This is a genomic window from Sphingomonas sp. SRS2 (assembly GCF_000971055.1).
Taxonomy (GTDB): Bacteria; Pseudomonadota; Alphaproteobacteria; order Sphingomonadales; family Sphingomonadaceae; genus Rhizorhabdus.
On sequence record NZ_LARW01000086.1, the window covers coordinates 73,436 to 86,673 of the forward strand.

Here is a 13,238-nt window from a genome sequence, read left to right on the forward strand (position 1 = left end):
CAGGTCATGGACGGCAAGCTCTTGGCGCGCCTTGGCGCCGTCGTCTTCGTCGCCGTCGCCATCACCGCGACGGCGATCGAGATGACCCGGAAAGAGGAAGAACCCGTCCAGGCGTCGCGCCCAAGCGAAGACGCGCCGACGGATCCTCTGCGCGAGGCGCAGCGGCGGTGCCAACTGCTTGGCGAGGCCGCCGCGCGCGATGCCGAATGCCTGCGCACCTGGGCCGAAACCCGCGACCGCTTTCTCGGTGTCGCGCCCGCACCAGCGCGGACATCGCCGCAGCATGACGACGGGCGGTGATCCATGGGCGGCACCGGCGTCATCGACCAATTCCTAGAGGTCTTCACCCGCTATATCGATAGCGGCTTTGGCCTGCTCGGCGGCGAGGTGGCGTTCATCGCCACAACGCTGATCGTCATCGACGTGACCTTGGCCGCACTGTTTTGGAGTTGGGGCGCCGACGACGACATCATGGCGCGCCTGGTCAAGAAGACGCTGTTCGTCGGCGTCTTCGCCTACATCATCGGCAACTGGAATAGCCTCGCGCGCATCGTGTTCGAGAGCTTCGCGGGGCTGGGCCTGAAAGCGTCAGGCACCGGATTCACCATCGAGGATCTCATGCGGCCCGGCCGCGTTGCGCAGACCGGCCTCGACGCCGGCCGCCCGCTGCTCGATTCCATCTCCAACCTGATGGGCTGGATCGCCTTCTTCGAGAATTTCATCCAGATCGCCTGCCTGTTGTTCGCCTGGGCGCTGGTGCTGCTCGCCTTCTTCATTCTCGCCGTCCAGCTCTTCGTCACCCTGATCGAATTCAAGCTGACGACGCTTGCCGGCTTCGTGCTGATTCCCTTCGGCCTCTTCGGCAAATCCGCGTTCATGGCCGAACGCGTCCTCGGCAACGTCATCTCGAGCGGCATCAAGGTGCTGGTCCTCGCCGTCATCATCGGCATCGGCTCAACCTTGTTCTCCCAGTTCACCGCCGGTTTCGCCGGCCAGACGCCGACGATCGACCAGGCGATGGCGATCGTGCTCGCCGCGCTGTCGCTGCTCGGACTCGGAATCTTCGGTCCCGGCATCGCCAACGGCCTCGTCTCCGGCGGTCCCCAGCTCGGCGCTGGCGCGGCGGTCGGAACCGGCCTCGCGGCGGGTGGCGCTCTGGTCGCGGCCGGCGCGGCGGGCGGAATGGCCCTGCGCGGCGGCGGCGCCGCTCTTTCCGGAACCGCTGCGGCCGCGCGCGGTGGCGCGGCGATGGCAGGTGGCGCTTCGACGGCCTACAGCCTCGGCGCCGCTGGCCAGTCGGGCGCGTCTGCCGTCGGGTCTGGACTCAGTGGCGTTGCTCGCGCCGCTGGCGCGGCCGCCACGTCACCCCTGCGTCGCGCGGCCTCCCAGGCAGCAGACAGCATGAAGTCGAGCTTCTCCGAGGGCGCCAAATCCGCGTTCGCGGCCACCGGCGGCACGTCGACCATGGGCACGATCGGTGGAAGCGCGGCCGAGGCTGCGTCACCCGTTGCGGCTGACGGACCGCCGGCCTGGGCCCAGCGCATGAAGCGCTCACAAGCCCTGAGCCACGGTGTGACGGCCGCCGCCCACGCCGTTCGCAGCGGCGACAGCCATGGCGGCGGCTCCTCCATCAACCTCTCCCAAGGCGATCGCTGATGTTCAAAAGACCTTCTACTCACTACGGCAAAGCACCAGAACCCGAGACGCCATATCAGCGCGCCGCTCAGGTCTGGGACGAGCGTATCGGCGCCGCGCGCGTCCAGGCGAAGAATTGGCGGCTCATGGCCTTCGGTTCTTTGGTCCTGTCCGCCAGCTTTGCGGCGGCGCTGGTCTGGCAATCGGCCCGCGGCACGATCGTGCCATGGGTTGTGCAGGTCGACCGGCTCGGCCAGGCGCAGGCGGTGGCGCCAGCGGTCGCCGACTATCGTCCGACCGATCCCCAGATCGCCTTTCATCTCGCACGCTTCATCGAGCAGGTGCGCTCGATTCCGTCCGACGCCATCATCGTTCGGCAGAACTGGCTGCGCGCCTACGATTTCACGACGGATCGCGGCGCCATGGCGCTCAACGACTACGCGCGATCGAACGACCCCTTCACCAAGGTCGGCCGGCAGCAGGTCGCCGTCGACGTCTCCAGCGTCATCCGGGCTTCGCCCAACAGCTTCCGCGTCGCATGGGCCGAACGCCGGTACGAGAATGGCCAGCTCGCCGAGACGACCCGCTGGACCGCCATCCTCACCATCGTCGTGCAGGTGCCCCGCAACGCCGACCGGCTGCGCGCCAACCCGCTCGGAATCTACGTCAACGCCATCAACTGGTCACGGGAGCTTGGGCAATGAAACCGTCTTTCCGTAAAGCCGGCGACCCGGCTTTCCGCACTTCCACACTTGCGATTTTGCTCTGCACGTCGGCGCTCGCCGGCTGCGCCACGGCGAACAGGCCGCCGGAGATCTCCTACGACAACGCCGTCCCTGCGGCGCTAAGCGCTGATCCTCCGGCGCCCGTGCGCGTGGTCGAAATCCCGAGGCCGCTCCCACTGCCCGGGCAACTGCAGCCCGTTGAATCGACGCGCCGACCGCCGGAGCCGGCCGAGCCCACAGCGCGCGTCAACCAGGCCAATGCCGCCGCGCGCGTTCAGCCCGTCCGCGACGGCTTCATCAACGCCATGCAGGTTTATCCCTATACGGGCGGCGCGCTCTATCAGGTTTACACCGCCGTCGGCCAGATCACCGACATCGCCCTCCAGCCGGGCGAACAATTGGTCGGCTCCGGCCCGGTCGCCGCTGGCGACACCGTGCGGTGGATCATCGGCGACACGGTGAGCGGTTCGGGCGCCACCCAACAAGTCCACATCCTGGTCAAGCCGACCCGCGCCGACTTGATGACGAATCTCATCATCAACACCAATCTGCGCACCTATCACATGGAGCTGCGCTCGACCGAACGCACCTATATGGCTTCGGTGTCCTGGCAGTATCCGCAGGATCAGCTCATCGCGCTGCGCCGCCAGAACGCGCAGGCCGAGGCCAGCAGTCCCGTCGCCACCGGCGTCGACCTCGCCAACATCAATTTCCGCTATGCCATCGAAGGCGATCGTGCGCCGTGGCGGCCACTGCGCGCCTACGATGATGGACGCCAGGTCTTCATCGAGTTTCCGCGTGGCATCGGTCAGGGCGAGATGCCGCCGCTGTTTGTGGTCGGTCCGGAGGGCAACACCTCCGAGCTCGTGAACTACCGCGTCCGTGCCAACTACATGATCGTCGACCGGCTGTTCGCGGCCGCGGAGCTGCGTTTCGGCGCTGGCGACCGCCAGAAGCGCGTCCGGATCGTCCGCACCGATGGGAGGCCGGCGTCGTGAGCGAGCCAGAACCCCGGAAAGAAGAAGACGAGGCGCCGCTGACCGGGTCGGCGGACGACGCGGCCGCCCCGATGCGGCTGCGTGCGGAAGCGCCGCGTGTCACACGGCTCTCGCGAAAGGTGCTCGCCGGCATCGGACTCGTGGCGAGCGTCGGAATCGGCGCCGCGTTGATCTATGCGCTCCAGACCGGCGACGCGGGGAGGCCGGCGGACGAACTTTACTCGACCGATAATCGGTCGACCGCCGATGGCCTGGCCGGATTGCCGCGCGATTACAGCGGTGTTCCCCAATTGGGTCCGCCGCTTCCGGGCGACCTCGGGCGACCCATTCTGGGCGCGCAAAATCGTGGCCAGCCATTGCCAAACCAGCCCGGCCTCAGCGCGGAGGAGCAACGCCGGCTGCAGGAAATAGAGACCGCCCGCGTCAGTAGGCTGTTCAGCGGCGCCGAGAACAGGTCCATGGCCTCGACGGGCCCCGGCGCCGCGACGATCGCGCCGCCGCCCACTCCGGACCTCACCGGCCTCGGCCTCGCGCCGCCACCCGCCACCCCATCGGCCCAGGATCGACAGCTCGCATTTCTCAATGCGGCGGCCGATCGGCGCACCGTCGCACCCGATCGCGTCGCCGCACCGGCGTCGCCTTACATCCTTCAGGCAGGCGCCGTGATCGCGGCGGCGCTCATCACCGGCATCCGCTCCGACCTACCCGGCCAGATCACCGCGCAGGTGACGGAGAACATCTATGACAGCCCAACGGGACGTATCCTCCTGGTGCCGCAAGGCACGCGGATCATTGGCCAGTATGACAACAATGTTCAGTTCGGCCAAAGCCGCGTCCTCTTGGTCTGGAATCGTCTGATCTTCCCGAACGGACGCTCGATCGTTCTCGAGCGTCAGCCCGGCGCCGATGCCGAGGGCTATGCCGGCCTTCAGGATGGCGTCGATTATCACTGGTGGGAGCTGGCCAAGGCAGCGGGGCTTTCCACGCTGCTGAGCGTCGGCGCCGAACTCGCCGCCAACGACGATGACCGCTTGATTCAGGCCATCCGCAACGGCGGGCAGGACACTATCAACGATGCCGGCCAGCAGATCGTGCGCCGTCAGCTTAACGTCGCGCCGACGCTGACGATCCGGCCGGGCTTTCCCGTGCGCGTGATTGTCACCCGGGATTTGGTGCTCGAACCTTACGGAGGCTAGCCGATGGCCAAGCTGAAGCTCGGGCCGCTCGAAGACGACAAGCCGGTGAAGATCTCGGTGGAACTGCCCGCCGCCCTTCACCGCGATCTCATCGCGTATGCAGAAATCCTTGGCCGAGAAAGCGGGCAAGCCGTCGAGCCCGCTAAGCTGATCGCACCAATGATTGAGCGTTTTATGGCGACGGATCGGGGATTCGCGAAGATGCGCCACGCGGCCCGTTCCCGTTCGCAACCGGCGGGAAGCGCTCCTCCAAGAGGCGAATGAAGTTCCGGAGCGCTGGGTTGTCGTTGCCGTCTCGCCAATAGGCGCGATACCCGATCCGGGTCGAGCCGTTGCCGTCGCGCGCCTCGCGGTAGACGACGCCGGTATAGCTGGCTCCCATGCACGCCTCACACATAAGGCTGACGCCGCGGTTGGCCCCAACCAGGCTCTTGATGTTTTCCGGGCTCACATCGTGCCGGACGACGTCGGGCAGATCGCCAGGGGAACTGAGCTTGGCAACGAGGATGTCTTGGATCTCCGGTCCCGGATCGCGCTCGCTCAGCAAGAAGCGCTCATGCTTTAAGTCTGTCCAATAGATGACTTCGTTCGCTGCGAGCGGATGATCCTCGGGCAAAGCGACGATGATGCGCTCGCTCCAGAGCACCATCGAGCGATTGCAATCTGAAGCCGGCTCCCCGGTGACGATGGCAATGTCGATCATGCTATTCTGTATTCCGTCGAACAATCGCGTTCGCGATCCTTCGATAGTTTTGATCTCAACCTGGGGAAAGCGACGGCCGTACTCGACAAGACTTGCCCTGAGATTGCCGGCTGAGAGGGACGTGTAGAAGCCGATCGTCAAATACCCGGCCTCGCCGCGTCCGACGGCCTTGGCTCCGTCGACGACAATCTGCAAATCATTGAGAACCCGGCGAACGCCGTTCACAAAGTCCCGGCCTGCCGCCGTCGGCCTGACGCCGCCATTCGTTCGTTCGAACAACGCTACGCCGAGTTGCTCCTCCAGATGTCGGATTCGTCGGCTGAGATTAGACTGCTTGAGGGCGAGCAGATCTGCCGCCTTGCGAAAACTGCCACAGCGTTCCGCCGCCTCAGCGTATCGCAGATGTTTAATCTCGATCGACACGAGAGCGCTCGTCTCGCTGCGCGGAAACAGCGCTGTCGAAGAACGCACCGCGTTCCGCATACATCGGAAGCGCTCGGTAGACGTCGTCTACGCATTTCATCATCTCTGTGACGCTCCTCACGCAGTTCAATATTCGCCCCGATACCTACCGGACTTGGAGACTACCGTAGCCGCTCATCTATGGCGGCTTGGGACTTCGCTCTCAAAAGCAAACATAGTATCTCCAAGTCATTCAGAAGGTGCTCGGGATCGCGATCGACTGCGGTCCTAAGAGCGTCCTTCAGCCAGTCGCTCATGCCAGGATGGGCGAGCACCCACGCGATCTGCTTTTCGGCCTCGAGGAGAGGCTCAACGGGCGATTGCGAAGCGGCCATTCTGCTCTCCCTTCGTTCCCTTGGTCACGGGTTGCACTCCCCGCATTGCCCCGGGTCCGCTGTCGCCGCCTTCACCGCGCGCTCTTCCCGGTAACCGCAACCCTCACAGCTATAGACATCAGCTTTCAGCGCGAGCGTTGGGCCTCCGCACCATGAGCATGGCAGGCCGGATAGCCGTTTGGTGATGGCAAATCCGGGTCGAGCGCAGATCGGGCACGGGCTCCGAAACCGGCGGACAAGGTCCAGCGTCGCGCGTTTGATGGTGCGCATTCGGGTGGGGTTGCGATGGGCGCGCATATCGGTCTCAACGAAGGCGGCGCCGCAGATCGTGATCACCTCCTCAATCGCCCTTTGCAGTTCGGCCCAAGCGTCAATGTCCTTGATCAGCGCGCGCCTGGGCGCCGGCTGCTGATCGACGCAGCCCATGACGATCACCCCATGTCCGGGAAATCGCGCGCGTTCGGCGAACGCACTGGCGCCGGCCAGGTCCGTAACGACCGCGTGGCCAAAATTCGTCGACAGGCCCGCATAATGACCGATCAATTCGAGACCGCTGACGCGATCCCTCATTACGACGAGCTCGCGGCCGAGCGGGACGAAGGGAATTTGGGGATGAGGCCCGAAGCTGCCTTCGCTGGCCAGCGCGACGTTGACATCGGGCGCGGCCGCGAATGCTGCGGCGATCTTAGCCCGCGCCGCATCGAGTTGCGAACCGGTTCGTTCGACGTCACGACTGAAGGTGCCAAAGCGGTCGGTGTCGACATTCGTCGTCGCGGCGACCCGCAATCCCAGTGCCCGCTCCAGGAGGGGTGCGATTACCCGCTCCTTGCCGTGCATCGTCGCGAGGACGGCGTCCGTGCGCTCGTAGGGTCGTGGCGCGCTGGTCATCGCTAGAAATACCCCTCGCGCTTCTTCTGCTCGAGCGAGCCGCCATCCTCGCCGTCGCTGATCCGGCCCTGACGTTCGGAGCCCGAGGCCGCCAAGGTTTCCTGGACGACGGAGGGGAGGTCGGTCGCCTCGGACGCGATCGCCGCGGTGACCGGCCAACAGCCTAGCGTTCGGAAGCGCACGGCCCTTGTTTCGACGGTCTCCCCTGTCCGGAGCGGCATGCGGGATTCTTCGTCGATGACGATCAAACCCCCGCCCCGCTCAACCACCGGCCTCGGAGCCGCGAAGTAGAGCGGGGCGAGCGCGATGTCGTGGGCAAGCGCGTAGGTCCAGACGTCGGTTTCGGTCCAGTTCGACACCGGGAACACCCGCGCCGACTGGTCTTTGCCAAGACGGGCATTATAGAGGCTCCAGAGCTCGGGGCGCTGTTGGCGCGGATCCCAAGCGTGGCCAGCAGAGCGGACCGAGAAGATCCGCTCCTTCGCCCGCGACTTCTCCTCGTCGCGGCGGGCGCCGCCGAAGACGATGTCATAGCCGCCTTGGTCGAGCGCGTCCTTGAGCGGTTCGGTCCGCATCGCCAGCGTGTAGCGGTCGCCATGGTCGAAGGGATTGAGGCCGGCCGCTCGCCCCTCCTCATTGGCATGGACGATGAGCTCGAACCCATGCTCGCGCGCAAACGCGTCGCGGAAGTCGAGGAGCGACCGGAACTCCCAGGTGGAGTCGATATGGAGCAGCGGGAACGGCGGGCGGCCCGGAAAGAAGGCGCGCAGCGCGAGATGCGCCAGCACCGTCGAGTCCTTGCCCGCCGAGAACAGCATCACCGGCTTGCGTCCTTCGGCGACCGCTTCTCGTAGGATATGGATCGCTTCGGATTCCAGTCGCGCGAGATGGGAGAGCCGGGCGGTCACGTCGCGGCCTCCCATCTCAAATCGCCGGCATAGCGGCGGATTGTCCACCCCTCGTCCCCGAGACGGAACAGGTGGACCCAGCCGTTGTCGATAAGTTGCCGGACGCTGGCGTGCGCTTCGATGACACGGTTCAGCGCGTCCTCGGGCGCCTCGATGAAGACGGTGAGCCGCAGCGGCTCGTGGACGAAGCGTGTCCCGTCATGCACCGACTGCCAAGGCAGCCCGACCTTCAGATCGCCGGTATTGCCTTCGAGGACGCCGAGCTGGCCGACGACGTTGTGGAGCAGCTTGTTGCCGCTGCCAAAGGCGCGGTTGTTCACGGTCGAGGCGTAATATTGCAGGTTAATCCAGCTCGCGACGACCATGGGGGCAGTCATGATGAGTTCGAGCACGCTGAACCCGGCGTCCTTCTGCCAGTCGTAATCGTGCAGGAAGGCGCGGCCGGCGAGGTCGAGCCCGCGCGTGCGCTCGCGCGGCGCGGCGATGAAGGCGGCATTTCCTGCCAGGCCCCATTCGGGACGCACCTGCGCCCAGTCGCGGCTGCGCGCCCTTACCGCGCGATCGACATCCTCGCTCTTGCCGATGCCGAGCAGCTGTGCCCGCTCATCGCGGGCGAGCGAGGAGGCCTTGGCGAGCGCTTCGCGCAGCCGCGCGAGATCGCCGGCATGCGACGCCGGCAGCCGATCGGCATCGAAGATGCGCACCTCGTCGGTCGTGGTGTCGTGCAGGCAGCCGATGAACCAGCTGTCCTTCGGGATGTCGATGCCCTTGGCGGCCAGCCCCACCCGGACGCCGGGATCGTTGAGGATGGCGGCGGCGATCCGCGCGTTCGCCTCGCCCGTGTGCCCGCCACACGCTCCGCAATCCAGCCCCGAAGCATGGGGATTGTTGACGGTCGTGCTGCCGTGTCCCGTCAGCAGGACCAGCCGCGCGAAGTCTTGGGTCATCGACATCGCCCGCAGCACCGCCTCGGCCATGGCGACGCGCTGCCCGTCGTCGAAGCCGGTGACCCGACCGCCCACCGCGCCCGGTTCGAGCCGCGGTCCGATGCGGCCGATCACACCCTTGTCGAGGCCATCGGTATTGGGGTCGCTGACCGTCCGCGTCAGGCGCGCGCTGTCACCGACGAGCTTGGCGGCAAACAACAACCCCACCGTCTCGACATAGGTGAACGACGACACCGCCGAGAGCTTGAACGCCTTCCACGCCTTCGCCGCGCGGCGGCGCAGCAGGCGGAGGTTCATGATCTCCGCCTCCTCGGCTTCCGACGCATTGGCGACTGCCTCGCACACCACGAAGGCGGGCTTCAACAGCACCGGGCACTGCGCCCCACCGGTCTCGCGGCCGATCGGCACATATTCGATCGGGAAGCCGAAGAAGCCAGCGAACCCGATCGTCTCGGCGTCGGGGCAGACGGTCTCGAGCGCGCGTCGATAGACTTCGGAGCGAACGTCGATGCAGAATGCCGCCTGGAACGCCTTACGCGTGGGGGCGGGCTTTGACACGGGCGCCTCGAAATGCTGCGACAGCCGCGCGAGCAGCCGACGCCGGTAGGCCGCTTCATAGGCTTCGTGCAGGATGAGATCGAGCGCGAGCTCTGGATCGTCGCCGAGCCGCTCGTCTTTGGGCAGTGTCGCTGCGTCGGCCATCGCCTTTGCCCAGGCCGCCGTGAACGCGGTGTCGGGGCGTTCGAGGAACAGCGCGTAGCCCCAGACGACGCGGATCGCGAGCAACTCCACCAGCGTATCGTCGTCGCGCCCGTAAAGTGCATTGTCCCAGACGAGATAGCGTGCATAGGCCGCCCAGCCGCCGATATCGATCAGCGCCCGGTGCAGATAATCCTCGATGGCGCGATCAGGGATGCCCAGCGCCAGGACGACCGCCGCGATCGCCTCGCGTGGGTCCTTGGGCATGGCGGCGACGGCCTTGCGGAAGCCCCGGATGCCCATCGTCTCCGGGTTGCGGTCGAACCGCATCGCGGCACGCCACGCGGTATAGGCCGGGAGCGCGCGCGACGGCAGCTTCCAGGCGGCTTGTCCTTCGTCGAAATAGGCGGCGCACCATTTCGAGATCTCGTCGACCATGAACGCGGTGCGCGAGGCCTGACGGTCGCCGGCCGCCAAGCCGTCCAGGACCTCGGCGACGGTCGCGACGACCGGGCCCGGCCGACTGGTCCAGACGGGATCGCGCGCTGCGGCTAAGCGGAGCGAGGCGGCGTCGTGCGCGAAGGCCGGATGGCCGGACGTAGCAGCAGCCATGGCTGCCTCCAGGTCGTGCTCCTCGATGGTCCCCGCCGCCAGCGCCTGGCGGTAGAAGGCGCGCGGCATCAGCATATCGACTCCGGCAACCCGGCGAAGCGTAGCGCAGGTCGCAGCGAAGCTCTGGTCACTGAAGCCGAGGAATGGGTTCACCGCGACGAAATGCTTGAGCGGCCAGAGCGGCGCGATCTTGTCGCACGCTTGGGCGATGGCCGCCTCGATCGAGGCTGTCTTCGCGCCTGGTCTTTCGCAGGTTACAGCGATGGGGCTTCGCGGACCGGTCTCGGAGGCGATGGCGATACTCATGGGCGGACCCCGCCGGCGGACGTAGTGGAGGGGGATCGTGCGCCGTAACCAGGTGGCGGGCTGGGCCAGAAGTGCAGCACAAGCCGGTTCGCGAGCGTGTTGACGTAGAGACCGTTGGCGAGGTGGACGTAGAACGCCTGCCAGCGCGGCGCGGCGGCTCGGCCCGGCAGCAGGCTCTGGAAAACGGTCACCGTGCCGAAGGCAAGCACAACCAGAGCGACGATGGCGAGGTCGAAGGGGCCGCGTAGCGCCTGAACCGGCGGCAGCGAGCCGGCCAGTAGATGCTCAGTCGCGAACTGGAGCCAGAAATAGGCGAGCCCAACTACAACTGCGAGCGCCACCGTGCGGCCGATGACATAGACGCTCGGCCGTTCATCGAGCGCTTGCGTGACCAGATGAGCGAGGCCGAGCATCACCACCGCGCCGAGCGCGAAGACGCCGGGTTGCTGCGTTATCGTAGCGCCGAACAACGTGCCGATCACGAGCGTCACCGCCAGCACGAGGCCAACGACCATCGCCATCCGCGCCCTGTGCGGCCGCCCGCTAGGGCTCGGTGACCACGACGCCCGCGCCAGATCAATGACGCTGCCCGACGATAGGAAGGCGTGCGCCTTGTAGAGTGAGTGGGCGACGATGTGCAGCAGCGCGGCGGAGAAGGCGCCGAGCCCGCATTGCAGCATCATGAAACCCATCTGCGCGATCGTCGAATAGGCCAACGAGACTTTGACGCTGGTCTGTGTGAGCATTACCGTCGAGCCGAACAAGGCCGTGAAGCCGCCGACGATGACGAGGACCTCCAGCGAGGGCGACGACAGCGAGATCACGCCGGCGAAGCGCAGCACCAGGAAGCCGCCGGCATTGATTACGCCGGCGTGAAGCAACGCCGACACCGGCGTCGGCGTCTCCATCACCTCGGTCAGCCAGCCATGCAGCGGAAACTGCGCCGATTTGAGCAGCGCGGCGATGACCAGCAACACCGCGACGGCGTGGATTGTGCCCGGAACGACTCCGGCGACGCGCATCGCCTCGGCGCCGGCGAACAGGACCGCATAATCGAGGCTGTCGAACGTCTGGTGGAGCAACACCATCGCGGCGACCAGACAGACATCGCCGACACGGCTGGCGATGAACTTCTTACGTGCCGCGAGCACGGCCGCCTGTCGTTCGGGATAGAAGAGCAGGAGCTTGTTGAGACCAACGCTCGTCGCGATCCAGGCGAGCGCGAACTGGAACAAATTGCCTGAGACGATCAGCAGCAGCACTGCCGCGAGCGTCAGGCACAGCCACTGGGTGAAACGGTCCTGGCCGGGATCGCCGTCGAGATAGTTTCGGCTGTAGACGACCACGATCAGGCCAACGAAGGCGACGAGCGCGAACATGATCGCGCTCAGCGCATCGACATAGAAGCCGAGCCCAACGCCCTCGATCCCGACGGTGACCGTTGCGAACGGACCGTGCAGTGCGACGGCAACGCCCGCGGCGACAGCCACGGCCAGTGCAAACGCCGCCACGAGGGCTGCGCTCGTCCCGGCCTGTCGGCGAGGCAGCTTGGCGGCACCAGCCACCAGGCCGGACGCTACGAGTGCGAGGGGCCCGAGAGCAAGGCACCAGGGCAGCGCTGAGGTCATGGTCGTCTCCGGCGAGAAGCGACCCCTTACCTAGCGCCCATCCACCCTTCTTGATAATATAAAGATTGTGGGAATTCGTTCGCTTCCATAAAACTATGCCGATGGCCAGCCTCAATTACCACCATCTACGATACTTCTGGGCGATCGCCCACGAGGGCAGCCTGACGCGCGCCGCCGAACGCCTCAACCTGTCTCAGTCGGCGCTCTCGGTGCAGTTGGGAAAGCTCGAGCAGCAGCTCGGGCATCCGCTGTTCGAGCGAACAGGCAAGCGCCTCGTGCTCACAGAGGCGGGCCGCATCGCGCTCGACTACTCCGACACCGTGTTCCAGGCCGGCGATGAACTCGTCAGCACTATGCAAGGACGACCGCTCGATCGGCGACAGGCGTTCCGGGTCGGGGCGTTGACGACCCTGTCGCGCAACTTCCAGCTGGAGTTCCTCCGTCCCCTGGTCGGCCGCGCGGATGTCGAGCTGATTGTCCGCTCGGGTACGATGTATGATCTACTCGCCCAACTTAAGGCGCACACGGTCGACGTCGTGCTCGCCAACAGCGCGCCGCAGCAGGACGCACAGTCTTCGTTTCGGAGCCAACTGCTCGCTCAGCAGCCGGTCGGCCTGGTCCGCCGGCCCGGCGCGGCGGCGTCACCGTTCCGCTTTCCGGAAGACCTGGCCTCCGAACCAATCCTCCTGCCAAGTTTGGACAGCGAGATTCGCCTGGCGTTTGACCGGATCCTTGAGCGTGCCGGAGTGCGCCCGGTCATCCTGGCCGAGGTCGACGACATGGCTATGTTGCGCCTGCTCGCCCGCGACAGCCAGGGTCTCACGCTGGTGCCCCCGATCGTAGTCCGCGACGAATTGGCCTCCGGCGCCCTCGTCGAGGTCTGTCGAATCCCGACGCTCAGCGAGAGCTTCTACGCGATCACGCAGAAGCGGCGGTTCCCGAACCCACTGCTCGCCGAACTTATGGCACGAGCTGCGAGGCAGGAGCAGTCGTAATCGAGCCGACCGACCGAGTCGATCAGGGCAATCTTGCAAGCGGTTGCCACTCCCAGTAGTAGGCAGGTTCGAGAGCCTGACCCCCGCTGAAAGTTGATCGGCGCGTTTTCCATTCCGCCGAGTCGCGGTGTGTGCAGGGGGATTTCTAGAAGGCGTGTGTGTCTGTTTCGCTGCAACATCGTTACATGTGCATGGCGGCAT

12 protein-coding genes are annotated in these 13,238 nt (G+C 66.0%); 7 read left to right on the forward strand and 5 right to left on the reverse strand.

Annotated elements, in window-relative coordinates:
* Window positions 1-6: 6 nt before the first annotated feature.
* From trbK-alt to WP12_RS24075, 6 genes are all read left to right on the forward strand, one after another.
* Window positions 7-300 carry a putative entry exclusion protein TrbK-alt gene (gene trbK-alt, locus WP12_RS11330; protein WP_046193817.1) on the forward strand — a complete coding sequence of 98 codons (294 nt, stop codon included), beginning with the start codon at window positions 7-9 and terminating at the stop codon, window positions 298-300.
* Between the two features lie 3 nt (window positions 301-303).
* Window positions 304-1,656 carry a P-type conjugative transfer protein TrbL gene (gene trbL / locus WP12_RS11335; RefSeq protein ID WP_046193818.1) on the forward strand — a complete coding sequence of 451 codons (1,353 nt, stop codon included), beginning with the start codon at window positions 304-306 and terminating at the stop codon, window positions 1,654-1,656.
* Window positions 1,656-2,339 (forward strand): conjugal transfer protein TrbF, encoded by a 684-nt coding sequence (gene trbF, locus WP12_RS11340; protein ID WP_024924691.1) that lies wholly within the window; start codon window positions 1,656-1,658, stop codon window positions 2,337-2,339. The genes trbL and trbF overlap by 1 nt, the downstream gene beginning before the upstream one ends.
* Window positions 2,336-3,358 carry a P-type conjugative transfer protein TrbG gene (gene trbG, locus WP12_RS11345; RefSeq protein WP_046193819.1) on the forward strand — a complete coding sequence of 341 codons (1,023 nt, stop codon included), beginning with the start codon at window positions 2,336-2,338 and terminating at the stop codon, window positions 3,356-3,358. The genes trbF and trbG overlap by 4 nt, the downstream gene beginning before the upstream one ends.
* Before the next feature lie 71 nt (window positions 3,359-3,429).
* Complete coding sequence (locus WP12_RS11350; protein ID WP_200894509.1) at window positions 3,430-4,554, forward strand: TrbI/VirB10 family protein; 1,125 nt, start codon at window positions 3,430-3,432, stop codon at window positions 4,552-4,554.
* 3 nt (window positions 4,555-4,557) lie between these two features.
* Window positions 4,558-4,818 carry a DUF2274 domain-containing protein gene (locus WP12_RS24075; protein ID WP_072598055.1) on the forward strand — a complete coding sequence of 87 codons (261 nt, stop codon included), beginning with the start codon at window positions 4,558-4,560 and terminating at the stop codon, window positions 4,816-4,818.
* On the opposite strand, the gene WP12_RS11355 is transcribed toward WP12_RS24075, so the two are convergent.
* The 5 genes from WP12_RS11355 to WP12_RS11380 all read right to left on the reverse strand — a co-directional run bounded on the left by WP12_RS11355 (window position 4,727) and on the right by WP12_RS11380 (window position 12,042).
* Complete coding sequence (locus tag WP12_RS11355) at window positions 4,727-5,680, reverse strand: LysR family transcriptional regulator (protein WP_046193880.1); 954 nt, start codon at window positions 5,678-5,680, stop codon at window positions 4,727-4,729. The genes WP12_RS24075 and WP12_RS11355 overlap by 92 nt on opposite strands.
* 398 nt (window positions 5,681-6,078) lie before the next feature.
* Window positions 6,079-6,942, reverse strand: coding sequence for a DUF6671 family protein (locus tag WP12_RS11365; RefSeq protein WP_046193822.1), 864 nt, complete (start codon window positions 6,940-6,942; stop codon window positions 6,079-6,081).
* A gap of 2 nt (window positions 6,943-6,944) precedes the next feature.
* Window positions 6,945-7,850 carry a sulfate adenylyltransferase subunit CysD gene (gene cysD, locus WP12_RS11370; protein ID WP_046193881.1) on the reverse strand — a complete coding sequence of 302 codons (906 nt, stop codon included), beginning with the start codon at window positions 7,848-7,850 and terminating at the stop codon, window positions 6,945-6,947.
* Window positions 7,847-10,414 (reverse strand): YbcC family protein, encoded by a 2,568-nt coding sequence (locus WP12_RS11375; RefSeq protein WP_052730342.1) that lies wholly within the window; start codon window positions 10,412-10,414, stop codon window positions 7,847-7,849. Before WP12_RS11375 ends, cysD begins: the two co-directional genes overlap by 4 nt.
* Window positions 10,411-12,042: an NADH-quinone oxidoreductase subunit L gene (locus tag WP12_RS11380; protein ID WP_046193823.1), complete on the reverse strand. Its 1,632-nt coding sequence runs from the start codon at window positions 12,040-12,042 to the stop codon at window positions 10,411-10,413. The genes WP12_RS11375 and WP12_RS11380 overlap by 4 nt, the downstream gene beginning before the upstream one ends.
* Before the next feature lie 101 nt (window positions 12,043-12,143).
* Between WP12_RS11380 and WP12_RS11385 the strand changes: the two genes are divergently transcribed.
* Complete coding sequence (locus WP12_RS11385) at window positions 12,144-13,037, forward strand: LysR family transcriptional regulator (protein WP_046193824.1); 894 nt, start codon at window positions 12,144-12,146, stop codon at window positions 13,035-13,037.
* Window positions 13,038-13,238 lie beyond the last annotated feature (201 nt).

Bases quoted from the DNA above. Each gene is read 5' to 3' on its own strand.
- trbK-alt (WP_046193817.1), top strand. From the start codon at position 7: ATGGACGGCAAGCTCTTGGCGCGCCTTGGCGCCGTCGTCTTCGTCGCC.
- trbL (WP_046193818.1), top strand. From the start codon at position 304: ATGGGCGGCACCGGCGTCATCGACCAATTCCTAGAGGTCTTCACCCGC.
- trbF (WP_024924691.1), top strand. From the start codon at position 1,656: ATGTTCAAAAGACCTTCTACTCACTACGGCAAAGCACCAGAACCCGAG.
- trbG (WP_046193819.1), top strand. From the start codon at position 2,336: ATGAAACCGTCTTTCCGTAAAGCCGGCGACCCGGCTTTCCGCACTTCC.
- WP12_RS11350 (WP_200894509.1), top strand. From the start codon at position 3,430: ATGCGGCTGCGTGCGGAAGCGCCGCGTGTCACACGGCTCTCGCGAAAG.
- WP12_RS24075 (WP_072598055.1), top strand. From the start codon at position 4,558: ATGGCCAAGCTGAAGCTCGGGCCGCTCGAAGACGACAAGCCGGTGAAG.
- WP12_RS11365 (WP_046193822.1), bottom strand. From the start codon at position 6,942: ATGACCAGCGCGCCACGACCCTACGAGCGCACGGACGCCGTCCTCGCG.
- WP12_RS11375 (WP_052730342.1), bottom strand. From the start codon at position 10,414: ATGAGTATCGCCATCGCCTCCGAGACCGGTCCGCGAAGCCCCATCGCT.
- WP12_RS11380 (WP_046193823.1), bottom strand. From the start codon at position 12,042: ATGACCTCAGCGCTGCCCTGGTGCCTTGCTCTCGGGCCCCTCGCACTC.
- WP12_RS11385 (WP_046193824.1), top strand. From the start codon at position 12,144: ATGGCCAGCCTCAATTACCACCATCTACGATACTTCTGGGCGATCGCC.